Raw genomic sequence first — 25697 nt, 5'->3', positions numbered from 1 at the left:
CGCCAGTCGCCTGGTCGCAGCACAGGGTGCCAAAGGCGAAGCGGTGTCATCCGCTGCCGCCTCACGTGCGCGTGCGGCCTCCTCGGGCATCCTGGTACGGGTAGTGCATCGAGCGGTCGCCGGCCTCCCAGGCCGCGCTGAGGCCCGGTGCGGTCGGGTCCCAGTCGGGGCGGATTGCGCGGGTCACCTCGCGGAGATCGCGACGGAGGTCCTCGATCGACGGCCTGCCCCAGTACCAGTAGCCGTTGTAGACGCTGTGGATGACCAGGCCCGGTCGGAGGACGAGCGTGTGCGGGATCATCGGGTCGTGATGGGGGTCGGTGTATTCCTGGATCCCGAGGTCCTTCTGCACCTTGCGACCGACGTCGGACAGGAACGTCCACTGGGCGCCGACCGCCGCGCGGAACTCGCCCAGCTCGAGGATGTTGTCGGTCCCGATGGTGACGATCTGGGTGTAGGCGACGGCGATCTCGGGATAATGAGCTGCCAGTTGAAGGTGCTGCTGGTGGTCCTTGCGTACGGCGCTGCTGCGGGCGGTCAGCCACGACCTGCGCATCCCGCTGGCGTCCTGATCCCCGAGGTCGAGCCGGACCGGCTGCGGCAGCGGTTGCTGCAGAACCAGCGGGGAGCGGTCGTCGCCCACGCCGTGCGCAAGGAGACGGACGCGGTGATCTGTCGGCTGCGGTTCCGCCTCTCCTGATGTCCTGCCTTGATGGCCCGCACCGCGTTGGTGCGGGCCATTGGCGTGCTCAGCCGGATGGCGGGTAGTCGTCGCCGCAGATGAAGCAGTCGGCCGTAAGAGTTCCGTCAAAGGCAGGCAGGCTGCCGTATGGGAGGTGTCAACGGCGGCCGAATCCAGCCATCGAGGCTGTTTCCTCTAACCGTCCGATTCGTTTCTGAACCTCTCCTAGGAGTTCGCGATGGCCGATCTGGCCTTCGTCGTCACCACGGTCGCGGTGTTCGCGCTGGTGGCCCTCGTCGCCAAGGGGGTGACGAAGCTGTGACCGCCGAGAACATCGTCGGCCTGGTCGTGGCCGTCGCCCTGCTGGGCTATCTCGTCCTCGCCCTGATCTTCCCGGAGAGGTTCTGAGCGTCGATATGAGTCCCGTTCTTGCGGGCGTGCTCCAGCTGCTCGCGCTGATAGCGGCACTGGCACTCGCCTATGTTCCCCTGGGCGACTACATGGCCAGGGTCTACTCCTCCGACAAGCACCTGCGTGTGGAGAAGTGGATCTACAAGGGCATCGGTGCCGACCCGAGCACTGAGATGCGCTGGCCCGCGTACCTGCGTGGTGTCCTGGCCTTCTCCGCGGTCAGCGTCTTCTTCCTCTACCTGCTGCAGCGGCTGCAGGGTCATCTGCCCGGCTCGCTCGGCTTTGCCGCGATCGACCCGGACCAGGCGTTCAACACCGCCGCGTCGTTCGTGACGAACACCAACTGGCAGTCGTACTACGGCGAGCAGGCCATGGGCCACGTCGTGCAGACGGCTGGTCTGGCGGTGCAGAACTTCGTCTCCGCCGCGGTCGGTATCGCCGTCGCCGTGGCGCTCGTACGCGGCTTCTCGCGTTCGCGTACCGGTGAGCTGGGCAACTTCTGGTCGGACCTGGTGCGTGGCACGATCCGTATTCTGTTGCCGCTGTCGGTGGTGGCCGCGGTCGTCCTGGTGGCCTGCGGCGCGATCCAGAACTTCTCCGGGATTCACTCGGTGGGCCAGTTCATGGGCGGTTCGCAGCAGTGGAACGGTGGCGCGGTCGCCTCGCAGGAGGCCATCAAGGAGGTGGGCACCAACGGTGGCGGCTACTTCAACGCCAACTCCGCCCACCCCTTCGAGAACCCGACCCCGTTCACGAACCTGTTCGAGATCTTCCTGCTGCTGGTCATCCCGTTCGCGCTGACCCGCACCTTCGGCCGGATGGTCGGGAGTCTGAAGCAGGGTTACGCGATCCTGGCGGCGATGGCCACGATCTGGGTCGGTTTCATCGCCCTGATGATGTGGACCGAGTTCGCCCACCACGGCCCGGCGTTCCAGATTGCGGGCGGGGCGATGGAGGGCAAGGAGACCCGTTTCGGTGTCGGTGGTTCCTCGATCTTCGCGGTGTCGACGACACTGACGTCGACGGGTGCGGTGGACTCCTTCCACTCCTCGTTCACGGGTCTGGGTGGCGGGATCACCATCCTGGGCATGCAGCTGGGTGAGATCGCACCCGGTGGTACCGGTTCCGGCCTGTACGGCATGCTGATCATGGCGGTCATCGCGGTGTTCATCGCGGGCCTGATGGTCGGCCGTACGCCTGAATATCTGGGGAAGAAGATCGGCACCCGTGAGATCAAGTTCGCGGCCTGCTACATCCTGATCACGCCGGCGCTGGCGCTGGTGTTCACGGCCGCGGCGATGGCGTTGCCGACTCCGGATCACTCGATGACCAACAGTGGGGCGCATGGCTTCTCCGAGATCCTGTACGCCTATACGTCGGGCGCGAACAACAACGGTTCGGCGTTCGCGGGTCTGAACGCGGACACGCAGTGGTTCAACAGCACGATCGGCATCGTGATGCTGCTCGGGCGTTTCCTGCCGATGGTGTTCGTGCTGGCGCTGGCGGGTTCGCTGGCCGAGCAGAAGCCGGTTCCGGCGACCGCGGGCACCCTGCGCACCGAGAAGCCGCTGTTCACCGGTCTGCTGGTGGGCGCGATCCTGATCATCACCGGTCTGACCTACTTCCCGGCGCTCGCGCTGGGCCCGCTGGCCGAGGGGCTGGCGTCATGACCACTCGTACAGACAACCAAGAGGACGCCGTGTCCACGACTACTCCCACTCGGGCGCCGCACAGTGATGTGCCGACCGGCCACAAGGACGAAGGACGTGTCGGCGCGGGTCTGTTCGACCCGAAGCAGCTGCTGAAGTCGCTGCCGGACGCTGTCCGCAAGCTCGACCCGCGGGTGATGGTCAAGTCTCCCGTGATGTTCGTGGTCCTGGTGGGCTCGGTCCTGACGACGGTCTTCTCCTTCAAGGATCCGGGTGACTGGTTCGGCTGGGCGATCAGCGCCTGGCTGTGGCTGACCGTGATCTTCGCCAACCTGGCGGAGGCGGTGGCCGAGGGCCGCGGCAAGGCGCAGGCCGACACACTCAGGAAGGCGAAGACGGACACGGTCGCCCGCCGGCTCTCCTCGGACGGCAGGACCGAGGAGGAGGTGCCGGGTACTGAGCTGCGCGTCGGTGACCTGGTGGTCTGTGAGGCGGGTGACATCATTCCCGGCGACGGTGACGTCGTCGAGGGTGTGGCCTCGGTCGACGAGTCGGCGATCACGGGTGAGTCGGCCCCGGTCATCCGTGAGTCCGGCGGCGACCGCTCGGCGGTCACCGGCGGGACGAAGGTGCTCTCCGACCGGATCGTCATCAAGATCACGACGAAGCCGGGCGAGACCTTCATCGACCGCATGATCGCCCTGGTCGAGGGTGCGGCGCGGCAGAAGACGCCCAACGAGATCGCGCTGAACATCCTGCTCGCGTCGCTGACGATCGTCTTCCTGCTCGCGGTGGCGACCCTGCCGCCGTTCGCCGACTACGCGGGCACGCACCTGACGATGGTCGTGCTGGTGGCCCTGCTGGTCTGCCTGATCCCGACCACGATCGGCGCGCTGCTCTCCGCGATCGGTATCGCGGGCATGGACCGGCTGGTGCAGCGCAACGTCCTGGCCATGTCCGGGCGGGCGGTCGAGGCAGCCGGTGACGTTTCCACGCTGCTGCTGGACAAGACCGGCACCATCACCCTCGGCAACCGTCAGGCCTCCGAGTTCGTGCCGGTGACCGGTACCACCGAGGCCGAGGTCGCCGACGCCGCCCAGCTCTCCTCGCTGGCCGACGAGACGCCCGAGGGCCGCTCCATCGTCGTCCTGGCGAAGGAGAAGTACGGGCTGCGCGAGCGGCACCAGGGTGAGCTGGCGCACGCCGAGTGGATCGCCTTCACCGCCCAGACCCGGATGTCGGGTGTGGACGTGGACGGCAGGAAGATCCGCAAGGGTGCGGCCGGTTCGGTCATCACCTGGGTCAAGGAGCAGGGCGGCACCGTCTCCAGGGACGCCGACACGCTCGCCGGCCGCATCTCCGAGGCCGGCGGCACCCCGCTGCTGGTGGCGGTCGAGGACGGCGAGGGTGCCCGGGTCCTGGGCGTCATCCACCTCAAGGACGTCGTCAAGGAGGGCATGCGGGAGCGGTTCGACGAGCTGCGCCGGATGGGTATCAAGACCGTCATGATCACGGGTGACAACCCGCTGACGGCCAAGGCGATCGCCGAGGAGGCGGGTGTCGACGACTTCCTCGCGGAGGCCACTCCCGAGGACAAGATGGCCCTCATCAAGCGGGAGCAGGCGGGCGGCAAGCTCGTCGCGATGACCGGCGACGGCACCAACGACGCGCCGGCGCTCGCGCAGGCGGACGTGGGCGTGGCGATGAACACGGGTACGTCGGCCGCCAAGGAGGCCGGCAACATGGTCGACCTCGACTCCAACCCGACCAAGCTCATCGAGATCGTCGAGATCGGCAAGCAGTTGCTGATCACCCGGGGGGCGCTGACGACGTTCTCCATCGCCAACGACGTCGCGAAGTACTTCGCGATCATCCCGGCGCTGTTCGCGGCGGTCTACCCGGGCCTGGACAAGCTGAACATCATGCACCTGTCCTCGCCCGACTCGGCGATCCTGTCGGCGGTCATCTTCAACGCGCTGATCATCATCGCGCTGGTGCCGCTGGCCCTGCGGGGTGTGCAGTACCGGCCGGTGAGCGCCGACAAGATGCTGCGGCGCAACCTCGGGATCTACGGTATCGGCGGCCTGATCGCCCCCTTCATCGGCATCAAGATCATCGACCTGCTCATCTCCCTCATCCCCGGAATCGGCTGATCCCCATGAACAACTCGGTTACCAACACTGCCCGGTTGCTCTGGGCGGCCCTGCGCGCGCTCCTCGTGCTCACCGTGGTGACGGGCGTCCTCTACCCGCTGGCCATCACCGGGGTCGCCCAGGGCCTGTTCTCCGGCCAGGCCAACGGCTCGGAGATCAAGGCGGACGGGAAGGTCGTCGGCTCCTCGCTGATCGGCCAGGCCTACAACCTGCCGCTGAAGAAGGGCCAGGAGACCCCGGATGCGGACCTGAAGTGGTTCCAGGGCCGCCCGCAGAACGGACTCGGCACCAACAGCGTCAACACGCAGTACAAACTGATCCTGTCCGGCGCCACCAACCGCTCCGGTGACAACAAGGACCTGATCGACTGGGTGAGCGCCGCCAAGAAGGCCGTCATCAAGGACAACTCGGTCAACGGCTACACGGTCAGGCCCTCCGACGTGCCCGCCGACGCGGTCACCTCCTCCGGCTCCGGCCTGGACCCGGACATCTCCCCCGACTACGCCGACATCCAGGTGCACCGGGTCGCGGAGAAGAACGGCCTGTCCGTCGCCCAGGTGCACCAGCTGGTCGATCAGCACACCGACGGCCGCACCCTCGGCTTCATCGGTGAGCCCCGCGTCAACGTCCTCGAACTCAACATCGCGCTCAAGGAACTCGTGGCGAAGAGCTGATGGCCTTACGCGCACCGCGCGGGAGTTGGCGGACGGGGCAGACACCCCGCCTCGTCAACTCCCGCAGCCATGAGACCGGTTCCGCATGGTTCCGGCCTGCCGTACCAACAGGAAAGGCACCCACCGATGACCCGGGTACTGGTGGTGGAGGACGACCCTCAGCTCGTCCGGGCCCTCGTGATCAACCTGCAGGCACGCAAGTACGGCGTGGACCCCGCCCCCGACGGCACCACCGCCCTGCGCCTCGCCGCCGCCCGCCAGCCCGACGTGGTCCTGCTCGACCTCGGCCTGCCCGACATGGACGGCACGGACGTCATCAAGGCCCTGCGCGGCTGGACCCGCGTACCGATCCTCGTCCTGTCCGCCCGCCGGGCCTCCGACGAGAAGGTCGCGGCCCTGGACGCGGGCGCCGACGACTACATCACCAAACCGTTCAGCATGGACGAACTGCTGGCCCGGCTGCGCGCCGCCGTCCGCCGCACGGAGGACGTTCCGCTGGCCCCCGAGACGACACTCGTCACGACGGACGACTTCACCATCGACCTCCTCGCCAAGAAGGCGACCCGCGCCGGACACGACGTACGCCTCACACCCACCGAATGGCATCTGCTGGAGATCCTGGTCACCAACCCCGGCCGGCTCATCACACAGAAGCACCTGCTCCAGGAGGTGTGGGGAGTCAGCCAGAGCAACAAGACCAACTATCTCCGGGTCTACATGGCTCAACTCCGCCGCAAACTTGAGACGGACCCCGCCCATCCCCGCTACCTGATCACCGAGCCGGGTATGGGATACCGCTTCGAAGGGTCTTCAACTGTTGGGTGTTTGGCTTGAGCGGGCTGGTTGATGCTATTTCGTGTCATCGGTGCGGCTCCTCAGGATCTGCCACTGCTTTCATCCTGGCTGGTTATGGTTTCCGTCGGTTTTGGGAGATGCGGGTGTTCACCGTCTCGTCCTCGTCGGATGCCGACGATCGTGGTCTTCCCGCACTTTCCCGGCCTTCCCGGACCCTCGGGGTGCGGGAAGGCCGTGTCTTTGTGTGATGGTCGGTCGTTAGGCCGATCGGAGTGCCGGGATGCGGCCGCTGCTGAAGATGACCGGACGCGTGCGGGAAAGCGGGGTGGCGGGCATGGCCAGGCTGATGGCGACGGCGACGTGCACCGCCTTCTCCGGCGTACTGGAGGGCAGTGGTGAGCGGGTCGGGCAGCGGGTCCTGCTGGAACGGGTGGGCTTTCTGGCCCAGTTGAGCCGGGAGCTGGCCGGTGCTCTGGTGGCCGCCCGGTGGGATGAGGATTCCCTCGATGTGCTGGCCGCCGGGGTGGACGAGCGGGGCGAGGCGCTGCCGTCCAAGGGGTGGATGGCGATGCGCCGCCTGGACTGGCCGCAGACTGTCGCGGCCCCGGCGGGGGTGTACGTCTCGGACCGGGTCCGCCGGGGCGTGGAGGAGTACGCGGCCCGCACGCTGCGGCTGGCCCTGCACCGGCGCAGTATCGTGGCCGCGGTCCTGGCCACCTGGCCGGATGATCCGCGGCGGCGCACCGAGGCGGAATGGGCGGCGCTGCGGGCGGTGCTGCCTGCTGGGGTGAGCAGTGCGGAAATCCGCAACCGCACCCGGCAGATCCGCGCGTACGTATCCGGGCACGGGCAGCTGCCCGCCGGGCTGTGCGCCCTGGAGGGCCCGCCGCGGGTGGCCGGGCAGGTGTTGCTGGCCGCGATGGACCGCCAGCAGGTCACCCTGGCCCGGGTGGACGAGGCGAGTGCCCGGCTGCGGGTCAAGCTCCCCCTGCGCGCCGCCCCGGCCACGGGGCGGGACTGGGCCTGGCATGTGATCGACATCCGGCTGCCCGGCACCATCGCGCCGGACGCGGTGCTGCACACCCCGACCCTGCGCCCCACCCCGGCCGGGAGGATCGCCGTCGACCTGCCGCACTCCCGGCCCGCCCCGGCCACCAGGGCGACCGGCCATCGGGTGGGGCTCGGTTTGGACTGGGGTGTCAACACCCTGCTCACCGGTGTCCTGGGCCGCCTGACCGGAAGAGGGCAGACCCGCCGGGTGGTCACCGACGGGCGGCCCCTGGTCTTCGACGCCACCACGGTCAGTGCCGCCCTGCACCGGCTGCGCGGCCACCGCGAGCACCTCGCCGCCAAGCGTGACCACTACCGGGCCCTCGCGGACGGGCTCGGCTCCCCGCACCCTGCCTGGGGCGAACACCTCGACCGGGCCCGGGTACTGGAGGCCGAGCACGGGCGGGTGTGTGCCCGGATCCGGCAGCTGAATGCCGCGCTGGCCTGGGCGGCGGCCCGCTGGGCCGTCGACCAGGCGGCAGCGCTCGGCGCGAGCGTCATCTACCTGGAAGACCTCGCCACCCTGGAAGCCCGCGGCCACCGGCGCGGCAGCGCCCGGCTGTCCGGGCAGGTGCGCGGCACGGTGGCCGAGGCGATGCGGCACCTGGGAGCGAAGGCGGGGATCGCGGTGGTCACCGTCCCGGCCCGGGGCACCTCCACACTGTGCCCCGGCTGCCTCGGCAAGCTCACCCACCACCCCGCCCCCGACCGGCTCGCCGAGCGCGGCTGGAAATGGGCACACTGCACCGGGTGTGGACTGTCCATGGACCGGGACCACGCCGCCGCCCGCCGGATCGTCTCCCGCGGCCTGCTCGCCCAGACCCACACCCTCACCGACCGCGCCACCAACACCCGGACCATCCGCACCACCATTGAGGGCACCGTGCGCCTGGTGAGGCGCCCGAAGAAGACCACCCGCCGCCTGCGCCGACTGCGCCGCGCCGAAACGGCCCCACCCCGCCCGGCCGGGCCGAAGACCACTTTGGGCAAGAGACACCCCACGCCCAGCAGGCCCACCGGCCCCCGTGGCCGAGGCACCCGGCGCGCCGCCGAACAGGCCCCGGGCCACAAGACTTCCCGCCGTGCGCCCGATGTGCGTACGGTCCCCGCCACCACCCCCACCACGGGGGCAGTCCAGCGTCCGGCGGGGCATGACACCACGACACCAGCCGTACCCGGGCCGGTGCCAGGTCATGGAGTACCCGCATCCGGCCGGATGCGGCTCTCGAACAGAACCTGTCGACGGCGCACCCGCGCCGCCGAGCGGACCGGCTTCCACCACCTGCACGCCACCGAGGTCCACCCCCTCACCCCGAGGTTCGGACCCCACACCGGCGACCGCACACGGCCACGCCGCGCCCGAAAAGCCTGGAAACCACAGGCACACACAGAGTTCTAGAGACGCTGAAGCGTCTGTTCACCACCGAAACCGGTGCCCCCAGCCCCCGCCCGCGAGACGAAGAGACGTGAAGATGGCACGCGGCAAGCTTCGGATATACGGGTCTCCAGGGCGTGGCCGAGCTGCTGCTGATGCGGTACGGGCCGCGGAGAAGGCCTCGGCCGCGTGCGAGGCGAGGATCCAGCCGGTACGCCGAGCGGCCTCGTCGAAGGTGTGCGGCCGGCGGGAGTGCAGGTTGAGAGCGCCGGGCTCGTCGTCCTCGGTGAAGAGGAGAAAGCCCATCACGCTCCCCATACCCAGCTTCCTCAGCTCGGGAGCGAAGCGGGACCGGCGCTCATGCGGCCGGACAGAACAGCGGCAGGACAGCCCCGCAGGGCGTCAGTCAGTGCCAGAGCCATGACCACCGGAACCCGCGTACCCATCTCGATGTCAGTGCCTTCAGGAACAATGCTGAGCAGCGACAACGTCACCGCTCCCCGCGGTACGCGATCGAACCCGTCCGTCGAAAGGCTGCCCGCACATGACGCCCGCCCTCCGCCGCCGCGCCGTGCCGCGAGCCCTGAACGGAGACCGCTGACGATGCTCCGATCCCTCCCGCGCACGCCCGCTCCACTCGGCCCCGGCGGTGCCGAGGTTCTGCGTCTCATCACCGTGCAGCGGGTTCCCGTCTGCCTCACCGTGCACGCCAACGGGCGCCGCCGGTACGGCTACTGGCAACCCATCAGTTCCGGTGCCGGACAGGGAGGTTGCTACGTCGCCCTCCCCACCGGCGACTGTGACGCGTTGCACGCGGCGGGCCGGATCGTGCTCGGGGACCCAGTGGTGGATCCGGCGAAGACCACGTACCCGGTGCGCCCCGCCGTGCAGGGTGCACCGTCCGCGGCAGGCGCACCCCGGCAGGCCCTCACGGCGTGAACTCCGACCGCTCGAGGGCACTCGTTTCAACGGACCGAACTTCTTTCAGGAACAGTGCCCCACGCGGCTCCCGCCGGCCGCCGGGGTGACCCCACCCCATGCACCCTGGAGATGGTCAGGCGACCGAACGGGGCGTAGAAGGTACTCCATTCGAGCGTGCCGGTCCGCCACCTGTCCGTGGCGATGGTGGCGGTCGGCGGGCTCCCGCAGGATCTCCCGGGGGATTCCTTGGAATGGCAAGCTTGAGTGAGGGACGTCTTGGCGACCGATATGACGGCCACGTCGCCGGGGGCGGCGAGCCCCAGTGCCCGTGTGCCCGTGAGGGCGGTCGGCGCGGTCTCGTCGCTGTAGGCGGCTACGACCGTCACGGACTGGTGCGTCACTCGGTCGCCATCAGGCAGGGTGCACGCCGCCCCGAGAGGGAGTAGCCGAGCCGCCGGTGGCCCCGGGCCACCTCTGTCACGCCCGCGCGGCGCAGGTTTTGAACCATCCCCACCGCATACCTGTCCGGGGCGGGCGCCGCCGGCCGTATCGCCCTGGTCGCGCAGGTCCGGCGGCAGATCGTCAAGTCCACCGCGACGACGACCGCCGAACCCGCGGAGCCCGCCTCCAGGTGAGGCGTGGCGTCAGGTCAGGATACCTGCCAGGCGGCGCCACTCCTCGCGCGGGAGGGCGGCCGGGGAGTGTTCGCCGACCACCTGGAGCGCCACGTGGTCCGCGCCCGCCGCGTGGAAGTCGTTGATACGTGCGAGGATGCGGTCCTCGTCGCCCCAGGCGTAGAGCGAGTCGATGAGGCGGTCGCTGCCGCCGTCGGCGAAGTCGGACTCGGCGAAGCCCAGCCGCAGAAAGCTGTTGGTGTAGTTCGGCAGCGACAGATACATGCCGAGGCTGCCCCGGGCGAAGGAGCGGGCGCGGTCCGGGTCCGTCTCCAGGACGACCTTCAACTCCGGTGCCAGCAACGGGACCTCGCCCAGGACCTCGCGGGCCTGCGCGGTGTGCTCGGGGGTCACGAGGTACGGGAGCGAGCCGGCGGCCCGGTCGCGTGACAGCCCCAGCATCTTAGGGCCGAGCGCGGCCAGCATCCGGCGGCCGGCGGGCACCCCCGCCGCGTCCAGCGCGTCCAGGTAGCCGACCATGCTCGCGTAGGGACGGCGGTACTGGTCCGCGAGCTTGGCGTGGCTCACCCCGAGGCCGAGCACGAAGCGGCCGGGGTGGGCCGCCTCCAGCTCGGCGAAGCTCGCCGCGCTCTCGGTGGCCTCGTGCGTCCAGATGCTCTGGATGCTGGTCCCCACGACCAGTCGCTCGGTCGCCGCGATGAGCGGCGCCGCGTTGGCCGCTGTGCTGCTGCCGCCCAGCCAGACCGCGCCGAAGCCGAGCTGCTCCAGCTCGGCTGCGGCCTCGGCGCGCTCCCCCTGACGCTCCGGATCCTCCGACCGCAGGCCCACACTCCAGATGCCGTACCGTCCGACGGCCTCCTTGAGCGAGCCGACCTGGTCCTCGGTGGTGACGTCGTTCATCGTTTCCGATCCCTTCGGGTTGGACGGGTGCTTGAGGGCCGAACAACCGTTGCCTGCGAATGTGTTCGACACTACGGTCCCATTTGATCACCCGCGCCGTGAAGGACGTACGGGTGACCGGTCGCTCCGCCGACCGCAAGGACCTGTCGCCGCCGGGTGGCGGTCCTACGCCCGCTTTCGGGTGACCCCACCGCCTGTCGCCGGGGCCGGGCGGCGGGGCGTGACCGAGCATCGCAGTCGACCGGGGCATCGCCGCCCGCATCGTCCGCCGCCGGGAGCTCGCCGTGCACATCCTGCTCGTGGCCAGCGCGTTCAACAGCCTCACCCAGCGCGTCCATGCCGAACTGCGTGACCACGGGCACACGGTCGCGGTGGAACTCGCCCTGCCCGACCGCCCGTTGGCCGAGACAGTCCGGCGGCACGCGCCGCAGCTCGTTCTCGCGCCGATGCTGAGGACGGCGATTCCCCGGGAGGTGTGGGCCGCGTACCCGTGCCTCATCGTCCACCCGGGGCCCTTCGGGGACCGGGGGCCGTCCTCGCTGGACTGGGCGATCCAGGAGGGCGCCGACACATGGGGTGTGACGGTCCTTCAGGCGGATGCGGAAATGGACGCCGGGGACGTCTGGGCGTCCGTCGCCTGTCCGGTCCCGCCGGTGGGCAAGAGCGACCTGTACCGGGGCGAGATCGCCGACGCCGCGCTGTCGGCCGTCCTGCTCGCCGTCGAGCGTTTCGCCTCCGGCGCCTACACCCCGCGCGAACAGGGCTCGGCGCACGCGGAGGACGCCCCGGTGCGTTCCCGCCCCTACCTCGACCAGAGTGTCCGGCGGATCGACTGGGAAGCCGACTCCACCCGGACCGTCCTGCGCAAGCTGCGCGCGGCGGACTCGCAGCCCGGCGTGCTCGACGTGCTGCTCGGCGCCGAATGGTACCTGCACGGCGGCCACCCCGAGGGCGGCCTGCGCGGCACCCCGGGAGAGCTGCTGGCCACCCGGGCCGGTGCGATCTGCCGGGCGACGAGGGACGGTGCCGTCTGGATCCCCGAGCTGCGGCGCAGACGCGGTCCCAGGCAGCCGCCCACCTTCAAACTGCCCGCCGTACAGGCCCTCGGCGACAGGCTGCCGACCCTGCCGGAGCTCGCCACGCCGCCGTTTTCGGACCCGCGGCGGCGCACCTGGACGGACATCGGGTACCGGGAGGACGGGAGCGTCGGTTTCCTCTCGTTCGCGTTCCCCGGCGGAGCGATGAGCACCACGCGGTGCCGACGCCTCCTCGACGCCTACCGGGAGGCGTGCGCACGGCCCACCTCGGTGCTGGTGCTGGGCGGACAACGGGACTGCTTCTCCAACGGAATCCACCTCAACGTCATCGAGGCGGCGGAGGATCCCGCCGCCGAGTCCTGGGCCAACATCAACGCCATCGACGACCTCGTCGAGGCGATCCTGACCACCACGGACCGGCTGGTGGTCTCCGCCGTCGCGGGCAACGCCGCGGCGGGCGGGGTGATGCTCGCCCTCGCCGCCGACGAGGTCTGGTGCCGCACCGGCTGCGTCCTGAACCCGCACTACCGGCTCATGGGCCTGTACGGCTCGGAGTACTGGACGTACACCCTGCCGCGCCGCGTGGGCGCGACGGCGGCCGAGCGGCTGCTGCGCGAGGCCCTGCCGATGAGCGCCGTGAGCGCCCGCGACCTGGGGCTCGTCGACCGGGTGATCGACTGCGCTCCGCAGGACTTCGGCGCGGAGGTCGGCCGCCTCGCGGCCCGGCTGGCGGTCCTGCCGGGATCGCGGTCCCGGATCGCCGCGAAGAAGGCGGAGCTGGACCGCCAGGAGTGCGGTGAACCCCTGGCCGCGTTCCGGGAGCGGGAGCTGGCCAGGATGCGCCGCACGTTCGACGACCCGGACGCCCCCTACCACGCACTGCGGCGCGCCTTCGTCCGCAAGGAACGCCCCTCGTGCACACCGCCGCATCTCGGCCTCGCCGCGGCCACGGCCGCGCGGACGGGACCAGGGGTGGTACCGGGTGCGGACCGGTCACGAGGGGCTCGGGTCACCGGAACGGCCCTCGATGACCTCTCACCCCGGCCGGTTGGCTGGTAGCAAGAGAACTAATGGTCGAAATACCAGCTTTCATCCCTTACCTCCCCGAGGAGGCGGTCCCATGACAGCGGCGACACCGAGTACGGCCGGCGCAACGGACGCCGGTGGTGCGCCCGCCGACGAGACGCCCACGATCCACATCCTCTGGATCAACGCCGGGCTGAGCTGCGACGGTGACTCCGTCGCGCTGACGGCGGCCATGCAGCCGAGCATCGAGCAGATCGCGCTCGGCGAGCTGCCGGGCCTGCCGAAGATCGCCGTCCACTGGCCCCTCATCGACTTCGAATGCGGTCCGGTCGGCGGCGCGGACACGTTCATCGAGTGGTTCTTCAAGGGCGAGCGGGGTGAGATCGACCCGTTCGTGCTGGTCGTCGAGGGGTCCATCCCCAATGAGTCGATCAAGCCGGAGGGCTACTGGTGCGGCTTCGGGGACAACCCCGAGACCGGCCAGCCGATCACCACCAGCGAGTGGATCGACCGGCTCGCGCCCAAGGCGCTGGCCGTCGTCGCCATCGGGACCTGTGCCACGTACGGCGGCATCCACGCGATGGCGGGCAACCCGACCGGCGCGATGGGCGTGCCCGACTACCTCGGCTGGGGCTGGAAGTCGCAGGCCGGCATTCCCATCGTGTGCGTCCCCGGGTGCCCGATCCAGCCCGACAACTTCGCCGAGACCCTCACGTACCTGCTCTACCAGGCGGCCGGCTCCGCCCCGATGATCCCCCTCGACGACAAGCTGCGTCCGTCCTGGCTGTTCGGTGCCACCGTGCACGAGGGCTGCGACCGCGCGGGCTACTACGAACAGGGCGACTTCGCCTCCACCTACGACTCGCCCAAGTGCCTGGTGAAGCTGGGTTGTTGGGGCCCCGTCGTCAAGTGCAACGTGCCCAAGCGCGGCTGGATGAACGGCATCGGCGGCTGCCCCAACGTCGGCGGCATCTGCATCGCCTGCACGATGCCCGGGTTCCCGGACAAGTTCATGCCCTTCATGGACCAGCCTCCGGGGGCGACCTTGTCCACCAAGGCCAGCGGCGCCTACGGGGCGGTGATCCGCAGACTCAGGTCCCTCACGCTCGACACCGTGGACAAGGAGCCGAAGTGGCGCCACAAGCGGGACAAGATCACCACCGGATACCGGCCGCCGTGGTGAACCCCCGCCGCACCTGAGTCAGGGCCCCACGACCCCGTCCACACCCTCCCGGACCACCCGCGCGAAGAAGGGCACGACACACACGATGGCACCGAAGACGAAGCCGGCCGGTGACGGTAGCGGCCTGATGGAGATGTCCTGGGACCCGATCACAAGGATCGTGGGCAGCCTGGGTATCCACACGAAGATCGACTTCAAGCAGAAGCGTGTCGCGGAGTGCTACAGCACTTCGTCCGTCTTCCGCGGCTACAGCGTCTTCATGCGCGGCAAGGACCCCCGCGACGCGCACTTCATCACCAGCCGCATCTGCGGGATCTGCGGGGACAACCACGCCACCTGCTCGGTGTACGCGCAGAACATGGCGTACGGCGTGAAGCCGCCGCACCTCGGTGAGTGGATCATCAACCTCGGTGAGTCCGCGGAGTACATGTTCGACCACAACATCTTCCAGGAGAACCTGGTCGGGGTCGACTACTGCGAGAAGATGGTCAAGGAGACCAACCCTGGTGTCCTCGAACTCGCCGAGCGCACCGAGGCCCCGCACGCGGCGGAGCACGGCTACCGCACGATCGCCGACATCATGCGGTCCCTGAACCCCCTGGAGGGCGAGTTCTACCGCGAAGCCCTCCAGGTGAGCCGCTACACCCGGGAGATGTTCTGCCTCATGGAGGGACGCCATGTGCACCCCTCCACGCTCTACCCGGGCGGCGTCGGCACCATCGCCTCCGTCCAGCTCTTCACGGACTACCTCAGCCGGCTGATGCGCTACGTGGAGTTCATGAAGCGCGTCGTCCCCCTGCACGACGACCTCTTCGACTTCTTCTACGAGGCACTGCCCGGGTACGAGGAAGTGGGGCGCCGACGGGTGCTGCTCGGCTGCTGGGGCGCGCTCAACGACCCCGAGTACTGCGACTTCACCTACGCCAACATGACGGACTGGGGCCGGCGGATGTTCGTCACGCCCGGCATCGTCGTCGACGGCAAGCTCGTCACCAACGACCTCACCGAGATCAACCTCGGCATCCGTATCCTGCTGGGCAGTTCGTACTACGAGGACTGGCAGGGCCAGGAGCAGTTCGTCACCCACGACCCGCTCGGCAACCCGGTCGACCCCCGCCATCCCTGGAACCAGCACACCATCCCCGCCCCGCAGAAGCGGAACTTCGACGACAAGTACAGCTGGGTCATGTCGCCGCGCTGGTTCGACGGAAAGGACCACCTCGCCCTGGACACCGGCGGCGGCCCCATCGCCCGCCTGTGGTCCACCGCCCTGTCGGGCCTCGTCGACACCGGCTATGTGAAGGCCACCGGCAACAGCGTGGTCATCAACCTGCCCCGCACGATGACCAAGCCCGAGACCACCTTCGAGTGGAAGATCCCGAAGTGGAGCAACGCGCTGGAACGCAACCGCGCGCGCACCTACTTCCAGGCCTACACCGCCGCCCTCGCCCTGCACTTCGCGGAGAAGGGCCTCGAGGAGGTCCGCGCCGGACGTACCCAGACCTGGGAGAAGTTCGAGGTGCCCGACGAGAGCATCGGCGTCGGCTTCACCGAGGCGGTACGCGGTGTGCTCTCCCACCACATGGTGATCCGCGACGGCAAGATCGCCAACTACCATCCGTACCCGCCCACCCCGTGGAACGCCAGCACCCGGGACACCTTCGGCACCCCCGGCCCGTACGAGGACGCCGTGCAGAACACGCCCATCTTCGAGGAGAACTCCCCGGAGAACTTCAAGGGCATCGACATCATGCGCACCGTCCGCAGCTTCGACCCCTGTCTGCCCTGCGGTGTCCACATGTACGTCGGTGGCGGCAAGACCGTACAGAAGATGCACATGCCCACCGGCCTGAGCGGACTGGGCGGATGAGCGCGGGTACGACCATCGACGCGACGAAGACGGTGGTGGCGACGAAGACAGTGGACGCGGTACAGACCGGGCGGCGGATCGAGGACGTACTCGACCGGCTCGCCGCCACCGGCGACCCGGCCGCCCGCGCAGCCGCGGAGGAACTCGTCCAGGCCCTCATGGACTTCTACGGGGCAGGGCTGGCCCGGGCGCTCCACCTGCTGTCCGTGCCAGGGAACCGGACGATTCCGGGCGGCCCGACGACGGCGCTGCTCGGCGACGAACTGGTCGCGAGCCTCCTTGTCCTGCACGACCTGCACCCCGAGGACCGGGCGACCCGTATCGGCCGCGCGCTCGACACCGTCCGCGACCACGACCTGGAGGTCGTGGACTTCGACGAGGAGACCGGGACCCTCCGGCTGCGGGCGGCCGCGGGCGGGGGATGCGGCTGCGCCGGAAGCGGCACGACGGCCCAGCAGGCGGCCGAGGACGCGCTCGCCTGCTTCGCGCCGGAGGTCACCGCCGTCGAAGTGCGGCCCGCCGGCCGGCCGGGGGAGCCCGCACTGCTCCAGATCGGCAACGGCCCCGGGCCCCGCGCCACGCCCGCCCGCCCTGCTCCGGCGAAGGCCCCATGAGCGCGCCCCTCGCCCCCGGCCCGGCCGTCCGCGGCTCAGGGCTGCGCAGATTCCTGACCGGGCGCGAGCCGCGGCCGGAGCGGTGCGGCCTCTGCGCGGCGGCCGTGGACGAAGCGCACCACCGCCACCTGGTGGACACCGAGCAGCGGGCCATCGTCTGCGCCTGTACGCCCTGTGCCCTGCTGATGGAACAGCAGGGCACCGCCCTCGGCCGCTTCCGCGCGGTGCCGGACCGCTACCTCACCGACCCGGACCACCGCCTCGACGACCGCGCCTGGGAGGCGCTGCAGATCCCGGTCGGCGTCGCCTTCTTCTTCCGCAACGCCGCGCTCGACCGGCTGGTGGCCCTCTATCCGAGCCCCGCCGGTGCCACCGAGAGCGAGCTCGATCCGGCGACCTGGACGGCCGTTCTCGGCGACAGCCGCCTCGCCGAGCTGCTCGAACCCGATGTGGAGGCGCTGCTGCTGCGCCGCGGCGACGGCCGCTGCTCGTGCTACCTCGTGCCCATCGACATCTGCTACGAACTGGTCGGACGGATGCGCCTGTTGTGGCAGGGCTTCGACGGCGGGGCCGAGGCCCGCGCGGCCCTCGACGCCTTCTTCGAGCAGGTCGCGCGCCGCGCCCGGACCGTGGGCCAGGAGGGGCGGCCATGACGGAGTTCTCCTTCGCCTGCGACGGCGTGCGCGCCGACCGGTTCGCCGCCGGACCGACCCTCGTCTTCCGGCTGCGCGTCACCGCGACCGGCGACGAACCGGTCCACGCGATCGCACTGCGCTGCCAGATCCGTATCGAGCCCGCCCGGCGCGGCTACGAGCCCGAAGAGGCCGAGGGCCTCGCCGACCTCTTCGGGGAGCGCTCGCGGTGGGGCAGCACCCTCCAGCCGGTGCAGTTCGCGCAGGTCTCCGTCATGGTCCCGGCCTTCACCGGGGAGACCGAGACGGACCTCGTGGTGCCCTGCACCTACGACATGGACATCGCCGCGACCCGCTACTTCGCCGCGCTCACGAGCGGCGAGGTGCCGCTGCTGATGCTCTTCTCCGGCACGGCGTTCACCGGAGCGGGCGGATTCCGTGTCGAACCCGTCCCGTGGGACCGGGAGGCGGTGTTCCGTATGCCGGTGGCCACCTGGCGGGAGATGGTCGAGCAGCACTTCCCCGGCTGCGGCTGGCTCCGGCTGCCCCGCGACACCATGGACGCCCTGCTCGCCTTCCGCTCCCGACGGGCGCTGCCCTCCTGGGAGGCGACCGTGCGGGCGCTGCTCGACGAGAGCGGCACGGCGCCCCCCGACCCACCCCGGCGGCCGGGTCTCGCCCTCACCGGCACCACGGGAAGGACCGCTCCGTGAGCGTGACCACGTTCGCCCCGGAGACCGAGGCACGCCTCGCCCTCGCCCGGCAGGTGGCCGACGCCGTCCTCTTCGAGGGCTATGTGCTCTACCCCTACCGGGCCTCGGCGGCCAAGAACCGGCTGCGCTGGCAGTTCGGCGTGCTCGTCCCGCCCGACTGGGGCGCCGACTGCGAGGAGCACGACTTCCAGCACACCGAATGCCTGATGGAACCCAAGGCGGACGCCACCCTCGCGGTCGAACTGCGCTTCCTGCGCGTCCGGCGGCGCACGGTCCAACAGGTGCGCCCCGACGGCGGCTTCGACACGGTCCCCGAACTCCGGCTCGGCGACCGGATCCTGGTCCCCTGGGACGAGGGAACCGAGGAACGCGTCGAGGCGGTCGTGCCGGTCGACGAACTCCTGGGAGACGGAGTCAGGGTCCCCTTCGACCGACCCGCCGGCGAGGAGACCGAGCCCGTCCTGGACGAGACCGGCGCCGCCGTCGGTCGCCTGGTCCGCCGCCACGAGGAGATCAACGGCGCCCTGCGGCTGTCGGCCCGCGCACTCGACGGGCCCTACCGGGTCCTGCGGCTGACCGCGATCGTGGAGAACACCAGCACCTGGACACCCCCGGACGGCACGGCCGCCGGCCGGGACGCGGCGCTCCCGCGCTCCCTGGTCGCCGCCCACCTCCTCATGGGCCTGAGCGCCGGGTCGTTCCTGTCGATGACCGATCCCCCCGAGTGGGCGAAGGGCGCGATCGCGTCCTGCCGCAATCTGCACACCTGGCCCGTGCTCGCCGGCGAACCCGGCCGCACGGATGTGGTGTTGTCCTCCCCGATCATCCTGGAGGACCACCCGGCCATCGCCCCGGAGAGCCCCGGGGCCCTGTACGACGCCACCGAGATCGACGAGATCCTCACCCTGCGCACGGCCGCGCTCACCGACGAGGAGAAGCGCGAGGCCCGGGGCACCGACGAGCGTGCGGCCGCCGTGATCGACCTGGCGGACACGATGCCCCCCGAGGTCCTGGAGCGCCTGCACGGGGCGGTGCGCGGTCTGCGCGAGGTGACCGGGTCGGCTCCCGCGCCGACCGCGGACGCCTTCCCCGACGAGTACGGCGTTCCGCGTCCGGACACCCCCTGGTGGGACCCGGCGAGCGAGGCCGGCTTCGACCCGGGACACGACCGGATCGTCGTCGACGGCCGGTCACTGGGCGCGGGAAGCCGGGTGCTGCTGCGACCGGGCCTGCGCCGCACCGACGCACAGGACCTGTTCCTGGCGGGGCGGACCGCGAAGATCGAGGCCGTCCTGCACGACGTGGACGGCGCAGTGCACCTGGCGGTGACGGTCGAGGACGATCCGGGCGCCGACGTCCGCCGCGAACAGGGCCGCTTCCTGTACTTCCAGCCCGACGAGATCACCCCGCTGGAGGACGAGGCATGAGCCTGCCAGTGGACCCACCCCGCCAGGAGAACGGCAAGGTCCTTGTCGCCGGAATCGGGAACATCCTCCTCGGCGACGACGGCTTCGGCGTCGAGACCGTACGTGCCCTCGCCGGGCGGCGACTGCCCCCGCACGTCGAGGCCGTGGACATCGGCGTACGGGGCGTGCACCTCGCGTACCAGGTCCTCGACGGCTACGACACCCTGATCCTGGTCGACGCCACCGCACGCGGCGAGGCACCCGGCACCCTGTACGTCATCGAGCACGACGGCGCCGACGCGGGCGAGCCGCACGGCGTACCGCTCGACGGCCACCGGATGACCCCCGACGCCGTGCTCGCACTGCTGGGGACGCTCTGTGCCGCAGCCGGCGGGCAACCGCCACGGCGCACGCTGGTGGTCGGATGCGAACCCGCCTCGGTGGAGGAGGGCATCGGTCTCAGCCCGCCGGTCTCCGCCGCCGTACCGGAGGCCGTCCGGCTGATCGAAGAGTTGCTGCGGGCCGACGAGCCGGGAGAGTCCGCGCCGCGGGCCACGGCCGTAGACGCCGCGAAGTGAGGAGAGACGCAATGATCAAGACCCTCATCGGCGGCGTGGTGGCCGCCGTTGTCGCCGTCGTCGTCGTGCAGTCCCTGCCCGACATCAGGCGCTACCTGCGGATGCACAACATGTGACGGGCCGTTGCGGCGAACGGCTTAACGCGGCCGGGCGGGACGGCGTGCCGGTCCGGCGCCCTCGGACGCCTCCCCTCTAATGAGGGGCGGCGGACGCCCTGCCCGACCGACAGGCCTCCGCCGGGACGGAGACCGATCGATGCACGAGATGTCCATCGCGCTGGCGGTGATCGGCCAGGTGGAAGAGGCGGCGGAGCGGGCCGGTGACGTCACGGCCGTGCGCTCGGTGCGGCTTCAGGTGGGCGAGTTGGCCGGTGTCGTACCCGACGCACTCTCCTTCTGCTTCGAACTGGCCTGCGCCGGAACCGTGCTGGAAGGCGCCGAACTGGTCACCGACGCGGTTCCGGGACGAGCCCGTTGCGCACCCTGCGCGCACGAATGGGCCGTCGGTATGCCGCCCCTGCTGAGCTGCCCGCGCTGCGGCGGCGCCACCACCGACCTGCTGACGGGCCGTGAACTACAGATCGTCAGCGTGCGGTGGGAGGACGGCCCGACGCCCGCACCCACCCGCGAACCGATCCCCGAGGAGGCTTGAGAACCATGTGCCGTGTGGTCGACCTGCAGCAGGCCGTCCTGGCCAAGAACGACGAGAGCGCGCACACCCTGCGCGCCGCACTGGCGGCCCGCGGCACCACGGTCGTCAACCTGCTGTCCAGCCCCGGCAGCGGCAAGACCGCCCTGCTGGAAAAGGAATTGGCGCTGGCGCGCAAGCGGTCCGTGCCGGTCGCGGCGCTCACCGCCGACCTCGCCACCGAGAACGACGCGGAGCGGCTGGCGCGCTCGGGCGTCCCGGTCAGACAGGTCCTCACGGACGGGCTGTGCCACCTGGAGGCCGGGATGCTCGGCCGCCACCTGGACGGCTGGCTGCCCGACGGCACCCGGCTGCTGTTCGTGGAGAACGTCGGCAACCTCGTCTGCCCGGCCTCCTACGACCTCGGGGAGACCCTGCGCGTCGTGCTCGCCTCCGTGACCGAGGGCGAGGACAAGCCGCTGAAATACCCCACCGCCTTCGGCCTCGCCCACCTGGTGGTGGTCACCAAGACCGACATCGCCGAGGCCGTCGAGTTCGACGAGGCGGCGTTTCGCGCGAACGTCGAGCGGGTCAACCCGGGAGTGGACGTGCTGCTGACCTCGGCCCGCCGGGACCGGGGCGTCGGTGCCCTGCTCGACCGGGCACTGGAGGCCGCGGACGGCGCGCCGCTCCACACCCCCGTCATGGCGCGCCGAACGGACGGCTCCTCACATACCCACGATCACGGCCACGGCCACGGTCATGAGCACCCGCACGGTACCGGCGCCGTGGCGCAGTCCCGCTCGTGAGCGGTCCGCCGTCCCCGACCGCCGTCGCCGATGAGACGCCGCGGCGCCGCCGGGTCGTCGTGCGGGGCGTGGTGCAGGGCGTCGGCTTCCGGCCGTACGTCTACACGCTCGCCACCGGCCTGGACCTGTCCGGGCACGTGACCAACACCCCGGAAGGCGTCATCGCGGAGGTCGAGGGAGCTCCCGCGGCCGTCGCCCGGTTCTGCGAACGAATCGCCGCCCAGGCACCGCCGCTGGCCCGCGTGGACTCCGTCGACCACCAGGAGGTGCCCGTCACCGGCGGGGCGGCGTTCACCATCCTCGCCTCCCGCACGGACGGACCGGCCAGGACGCTGATCCCGCCGGACACCGCGACCTGCGCCGCGTGCCTGCGCGAGCTCGCCGACCCCGCCGACCGGCGCCACCGCCATCCCTTCATCAACTGCACGCACTGCGGGCCCCGGTTCACGATCGTCACCGGGCTGCCGTACGACCGCGCCCACACCACCATGGCCGGCTTCCCGATGTGCTCCGACTGCGCCCGCGAGTACGCCGATCCCGCCGACCGGCGCTTCCACGCGCAACCCGTCGCCTGCCCGGCCTGCGGCCCACGACTGCGGCTGCTCCTTGCCCGGCCGGGCGTGAGCGGCCCTCCGGCGCCCGTCGCCGAGGCGGATCCGGTGGCCGAGGCCCGCAGGCTTCTGGCGAGCGGCGCGATCCTCGCGGTCAAGGGCCTGGGCGGCTACCACCTGGCCTGCGACGCCACGGATTCCGCAGCCGTCGCCGTGCTGCGCCGCCGAAAGGCCAGGGGGGACAAGCCGTTCGCCGTCATGGCCCGGAGCCTCGACGACATCGAGCACCTCGTCCGGCTCAGCCCCGAGGAGCGGAGCCTGCTCACCGGCGCCACCCGCCCCATCGTGCTGCTGCGCCGCCGTACGCGGACACCGGTCGAGCCGGAGTCGTCGCTTGTGCCGGAGACGCCGGTCGCGCCGGGGGCACCACGGCCCGCCGAACCGGTCGCGCCCGGCAGCCCCGACCTCGGCGTCATGCTGCCTTACACCCCCCTGCACCATCTGCTGTTCGGCCTGCCCGGCGACGCCGAGGGACCCCGGCTGCTCGTCATGACCAGCGGCAATGTGTCCGGTGAGCCGATCGTCACCGACGACGGGGAGGCGCTGGAGCGGCTGGCGCACCTGGCCGACGGCTGGCTCACCCACGACCGGCCGATCCATGTGCCGTGCGACGACTCCGTGGTGCGCGTGTGCGACGGCGAACCGCTGCTGGTGCGCCGCGCCCGCGGCTACGCGCCCCTGCCGCTGACCCTTCCGGTGCCCGTGCGCCCGGCTCTCGCCACCGGCGGGGACCTCAAGAACGCGCTCTGCCTGGGCGAGGGCCGCCAGGCCTGGCTGTCCGCCCACATCGGGGACATGGACGACCTCGCCACCCAGCGCGCCTTCGAACACGCCGTGACACAACTGGAGTCGATCACCCCGGTGCGGCCACAACTCCTGGCGGCCGACCGGCACCCCGGGTACCGCTCGGCCCAGTGGGCCGACCGGAACGCGACGGGCCGGGCCGTCGTACGCGTCCAGCACCATCACGCCCATGTCGCCGCCGCGATGGCGGAACAGGGGCTGGACGGCAGCCGGCCGGTGATCGGGGTCGCTTTCGACGGCACGGGCTATGGCGACGACGGGGCGGTGTGGGGCGGGGAGATCCTGCTCGCGGACTACGACGGCTTCACCCGGTTCGGGCATCTCGCGTATGTGCCGCTGCCCGGTGGCGACGCGGCGGTGCGGCGGCCGTACCGGATGGCGCTCGCGCACCTGCGTGCGGCCGGGATCGCCTGGTCGGACGACCTGGCCTGCGTGGCCGCCTGCCCGCCCGACGAACGGCTGGTGCTGCGGCGGCAGTTGGAGCGCGACCTGAACTGTGTCCCCACCTCCAGCATGGGCCGGCTCTTCGACGCGGTGTCCTCCCTCGCGGGCGTCTGCCACCGGTCCGGATACGAGGCCCAGGCGGCGGTCGAGTGGGAGGCCGCCGCGCTGCGGGCTCCCGCCGGGGACCCGGTCGCCTACGCGTTCGCGCTACGGCCGACCGAGCCGACCGACGGCGGGCTGTCAGCGAATGACGCACGCGTCCTTGTGGATCCGGGCCCTGTTCTCGCGGACCCGGCACCCGTGCTTGCGGCGATCGTCGATGACCTGCGGGCAGGTGCGGGGCCCGCCGTGGTCGCGGCGCGGTTCCACCGGGCCGTCGCCGGACTCGTACACCAGGTCTGTGCGCTGGCGAGGGAGCGGCACGGAGTGGAGACCGTCGCCCTGACCGGCGGTGTGTTCGCCAACTCCCTGCTCTCCTCGGCCTGCGCGGCGACCCTGGACGCGGACGGCTTCACGGTCCTGCGCCACCACCTGGTCCCGCCGGGCGACGGCGGTCTGGCCCTCGGCCAGCTCGTGGTGGCCGCGCGCGCCGAGGACCGTACCCGAGCCAACGACTGACCGACAGCGAGGAGAGGCCCATGTGCCTGGCGGTACCCGGCAGAGTGCTGGACATCGAGGAACGTGACGGCACCCGGATGGCCAACGTCGACTTCGGCGGGGTGGTCAAGGAGGTGTGCCTGGAGTACCTGCCCGACCTCCAGGTCGGCGAGTACGCCATTGTCCACGTCGGATTCGCCCTGCAGCGCCTCGACGAGGAGTCGGCGAAGCAGACGCTCGAGCTGTTCGCCACCCTCGGCCTGCTGCAGGAGGAGTTCGGCGACCCCTGGGACATGGCCGGGGAGGCGGGCGCGGCCCTGCCGCCAGCGGGAGAGGATGCGCGCAAATGAAGTACATCGACGAGTTCCAGGACCCCGACCTGGCGCGCCGGCTGCTCGACGACATCCACTCCACGGTGACCAGGCCATGGGCGCTGATGGAGGTCTGCGGTGGACAGACGCACACCATCATCCGCCACGGGATCGACCAACTCCTGCCGGACCAGGTCGAGTTGATCCACGGTCCGGGCTGTCCGGTGTGTGTGACCCCCTTGGAGGTCATCGACAAGGCGCTGGAGATCGCCTCCCGCCCGGGGGTGATCTTCTGCTCCTTCGGCGACATGCTCCGGGTTCCCGGCACGGGACGGGACCTGTTCCAGGTGCGCGGAGCGGGCGGCGACGTCCGGGTCGTGTACTCGCCGCTGGACGCCCTGCGGATCGCCCGGCGGAACCCGGACCGCGAGGTGGTCTTCTTCGGCATCGGCTTCGAGACGACGGCGCCGCCCAACGCGATGACGGTGTACCAGGCCCGCAAGCTCGGCATCCCGAACTTCAGTCTGCTGGTGTCCCATGTGCGCGTACCGCCCGCCATCGAGGCGATCATGCGGTCGCCGAGCTGCCGCGTCCAGGGCTTCCTGGCGGCCGGGCACGTGTGCAGTGTGATGGGGGTGGGGGAGTACCCGGAGCTGGCGGAGCGCTTCCGTGTTCCGATCGTCGTGACCGGATTCGAGCCCCTGGACATCCTCGAAGGCGTGCGCAGGACCGTGAGGCAACTGGAGCGCGGCGAACACAGCGTCGACAACGCCTACCCGCGAGCCGTTCGTCCGGAAGGGAATCCGGCCGCGCGGGCCATGCTGGAGGACGTCTTCGAGGTCACCGACCGGGCCTGGCGCGGCATCGGAGTGATTCCGGACAGCGGCTGGCGGCTGGCCCCGAAATACCGTGACTACGACGCCGAGTACCGCTTCTCGGTCGACGGCATCCAGACCCGCGAACCGGCCGAATGCCGCAGCGGCGAGGTCCTGCAGGGCCTGCTCAAGCCGCACGAGTGCGAGGCGTTCGGCACGCTCTGCACCCCCCGCACCCCGCTCGGCGCCACCATGGTCTCCAGCGAGGGCGCCTGCGCCGCGTACTACCTCTACCGGCGCCTGGACATCACCCCCGCGCCCCGGAAGGCGACCCCCGTTGTCTGAGACCACCGGCACCACCGATCTTCGTACACC

The 25697-nt window shown here is 70.7% G+C and carries 23 protein-coding genes; 21 read left to right on the top strand and 2 right to left on the bottom strand.

Annotated features, from left to right (window positions below; genetic code table 11):
- Window positions 1–61: 61 nt before the first annotated feature.
- A complete protein-coding gene (locus tag OG747_RS03540) occupies window positions 62–643 on the bottom strand; it encodes a peroxiredoxin family protein (RefSeq protein WP_405886073.1) in 582 nt (193 codons plus the stop codon).
- Between the two features lie 357 nt (window positions 644–1000).
- Between OG747_RS03540 and kdpF the strand changes: the two genes are divergently transcribed.
- From kdpF to OG747_RS03505, 7 genes are all read left to right on the top strand, one after another.
- Window positions 1001–1090, top strand: coding sequence for a K(+)-transporting ATPase subunit F (kdpF, locus tag OG747_RS03535; RefSeq protein ID WP_016434100.1), 90 nt, complete (start codon window positions 1001–1003; stop codon window positions 1088–1090).
- A gap of 8 nt (window positions 1091–1098) precedes the next feature.
- On the top strand, window positions 1099–2763 hold the full coding sequence (kdpA, locus tag OG747_RS03530) for a potassium-transporting ATPase subunit KdpA (protein ID WP_405877679.1): 1665 nt from the start codon (window positions 1099–1101) through the stop codon (window positions 2761–2763).
- Entirely contained in the window at window positions 2760–4895 is a 2136-nt protein-coding gene (gene kdpB / locus OG747_RS03525) for a potassium-transporting ATPase subunit KdpB (protein WP_405877677.1), read from the top strand. The genes kdpA and kdpB overlap by 4 nt, the downstream gene beginning before the upstream one ends.
- Before the next feature lie 5 nt (window positions 4896–4900).
- On the top strand, window positions 4901–5569 hold the full coding sequence (locus OG747_RS03520; protein WP_405877675.1) for a potassium-transporting ATPase subunit C: 669 nt from the start codon (window positions 4901–4903) through the stop codon (window positions 5567–5569).
- A 126-nt stretch (window positions 5570–5695) separates the two neighbouring features.
- Entirely contained in the window at window positions 5696–6403 is a 708-nt protein-coding gene (locus tag OG747_RS03515) for a response regulator (protein ID WP_405877673.1), read from the top strand.
- A gap of 241 nt (window positions 6404–6644) precedes the next feature.
- A complete protein-coding gene (locus OG747_RS03510; RefSeq protein ID WP_405877671.1) occupies window positions 6645–8813 on the top strand; it encodes a zinc ribbon domain-containing protein in 2169 nt (722 codons plus the stop codon).
- Window positions 8814–9392: 579 nt separating this feature from the next.
- Entirely contained in the window at window positions 9393–9728 is a 336-nt protein-coding gene (locus OG747_RS03505; protein ID WP_405877669.1) for a hypothetical protein, read from the top strand.
- A 626-nt stretch (window positions 9729–10354) separates the two neighbouring features.
- Here the strand turns inward: OG747_RS03505 and OG747_RS03500 are convergent.
- Window positions 10355–11245 carry an LLM class F420-dependent oxidoreductase gene (locus OG747_RS03500; RefSeq protein WP_405877667.1) on the bottom strand — a complete coding sequence of 297 codons (891 nt, stop codon included), beginning with the start codon at window positions 11243–11245 and terminating at the stop codon, window positions 10355–10357.
- Window positions 11246–11529: 284 nt separating this feature from the next.
- Here OG747_RS03500 and OG747_RS03495 point away from each other — a divergent pair, with 284 nt between their 5' ends.
- The 14 genes from OG747_RS03495 (at window position 11530) to hypD (ending at window position 25667) form a co-directional block, all read left to right on the top strand.
- On the top strand, window positions 11530–13341 hold the full coding sequence (locus tag OG747_RS03495) for a hydrogenase maturation protein (RefSeq protein WP_405877665.1): 1812 nt from the start codon (window positions 11530–11532) through the stop codon (window positions 13339–13341).
- A 61-nt stretch (window positions 13342–13402) separates the two neighbouring features.
- Window positions 13403–14491, top strand: coding sequence for a hydrogenase expression protein HypE (locus OG747_RS03490; RefSeq protein WP_405877663.1), 1089 nt, complete (start codon window positions 13403–13405; stop codon window positions 14489–14491).
- A gap of 85 nt (window positions 14492–14576) precedes the next feature.
- Window positions 14577–16361 carry a nickel-dependent hydrogenase large subunit gene (locus tag OG747_RS03485; protein ID WP_405877661.1) on the top strand — a complete coding sequence of 595 codons (1785 nt, stop codon included), beginning with the start codon at window positions 14577–14579 and terminating at the stop codon, window positions 16359–16361.
- Window positions 16358–16975, top strand: coding sequence for a hypothetical protein (locus OG747_RS03480; protein ID WP_405877659.1), 618 nt, complete (start codon window positions 16358–16360; stop codon window positions 16973–16975). The genes OG747_RS03485 and OG747_RS03480 overlap by 4 nt, the downstream gene beginning before the upstream one ends.
- A complete protein-coding gene (locus OG747_RS03475; RefSeq protein ID WP_405877657.1) occupies window positions 16972–17628 on the top strand; it encodes a DUF5947 family protein in 657 nt (218 codons plus the stop codon). Before OG747_RS03480 ends, OG747_RS03475 begins: the two co-directional genes overlap by 4 nt.
- Window positions 17625–18320 carry a DUF6084 family protein gene (locus tag OG747_RS03470; RefSeq protein WP_405877655.1) on the top strand — a complete coding sequence of 232 codons (696 nt, stop codon included), beginning with the start codon at window positions 17625–17627 and terminating at the stop codon, window positions 18318–18320. The genes OG747_RS03475 and OG747_RS03470 overlap by 4 nt, the downstream gene beginning before the upstream one ends.
- Window positions 18317–19747, top strand: a complete 1431-nt coding sequence (locus tag OG747_RS03465; protein WP_405877653.1) for a hypothetical protein — start codon at window positions 18317–18319, stop codon at window positions 19745–19747. The genes OG747_RS03470 and OG747_RS03465 overlap by 4 nt, the downstream gene beginning before the upstream one ends.
- Window positions 19744–20304: a hydrogenase maturation protease gene (locus OG747_RS03460; RefSeq protein WP_405877651.1), complete on the top strand. Its 561-nt coding sequence runs from the start codon at window positions 19744–19746 to the stop codon at window positions 20302–20304. The genes OG747_RS03465 and OG747_RS03460 overlap by 4 nt, the downstream gene beginning before the upstream one ends.
- Before the next feature lie 11 nt (window positions 20305–20315).
- A complete protein-coding gene (locus OG747_RS03455; protein WP_405877649.1) occupies window positions 20316–20420 on the top strand; it encodes a DUF6893 family small protein in 105 nt (34 codons plus the stop codon).
- A gap of 139 nt (window positions 20421–20559) precedes the next feature.
- Window positions 20560–20955, top strand: coding sequence for a hydrogenase maturation nickel metallochaperone HypA (gene hypA, locus OG747_RS03450; protein ID WP_405877647.1), 396 nt, complete (start codon window positions 20560–20562; stop codon window positions 20953–20955).
- Window positions 20956–20960: 5 nt separating this feature from the next.
- Window positions 20961–21740 (top strand): hydrogenase nickel incorporation protein HypB, encoded by a 780-nt coding sequence (hypB, locus tag OG747_RS03445; protein ID WP_405877645.1) that lies wholly within the window; start codon window positions 20961–20963, stop codon window positions 21738–21740.
- Entirely contained in the window at window positions 21737–24217 is a 2481-nt protein-coding gene (hypF, locus tag OG747_RS03440) for a carbamoyltransferase HypF (RefSeq protein WP_405877643.1), read from the top strand. The genes hypB and hypF overlap by 4 nt, the downstream gene beginning before the upstream one ends.
- A gap of 20 nt (window positions 24218–24237) precedes the next feature.
- Window positions 24238–24546, top strand: coding sequence for a HypC/HybG/HupF family hydrogenase formation chaperone (locus tag OG747_RS03435; protein ID WP_405877641.1), 309 nt, complete (start codon window positions 24238–24240; stop codon window positions 24544–24546).
- The gene (hypD, locus tag OG747_RS03430) at window positions 24543–25667 is read left to right on the top strand and encodes a hydrogenase formation protein HypD (protein WP_405877639.1); all 1125 of its coding nucleotides are present in this window, start codon (window positions 24543–24545) and stop codon (window positions 25665–25667) included. Before OG747_RS03435 ends, hypD begins: the two co-directional genes overlap by 4 nt.
- Window positions 25668–25697 lie beyond the last annotated feature (30 nt).

Origin of the sequence: Streptomyces sp. NBC_01384, assembly GCF_045040035.1 — a bacterium.
Taxonomy (GTDB): domain Bacteria; phylum Actinomycetota; class Actinomycetes; order Streptomycetales; family Streptomycetaceae; genus Streptomyces.
This window is presented reverse-complemented; position numbering and strand designations above follow the sequence as displayed.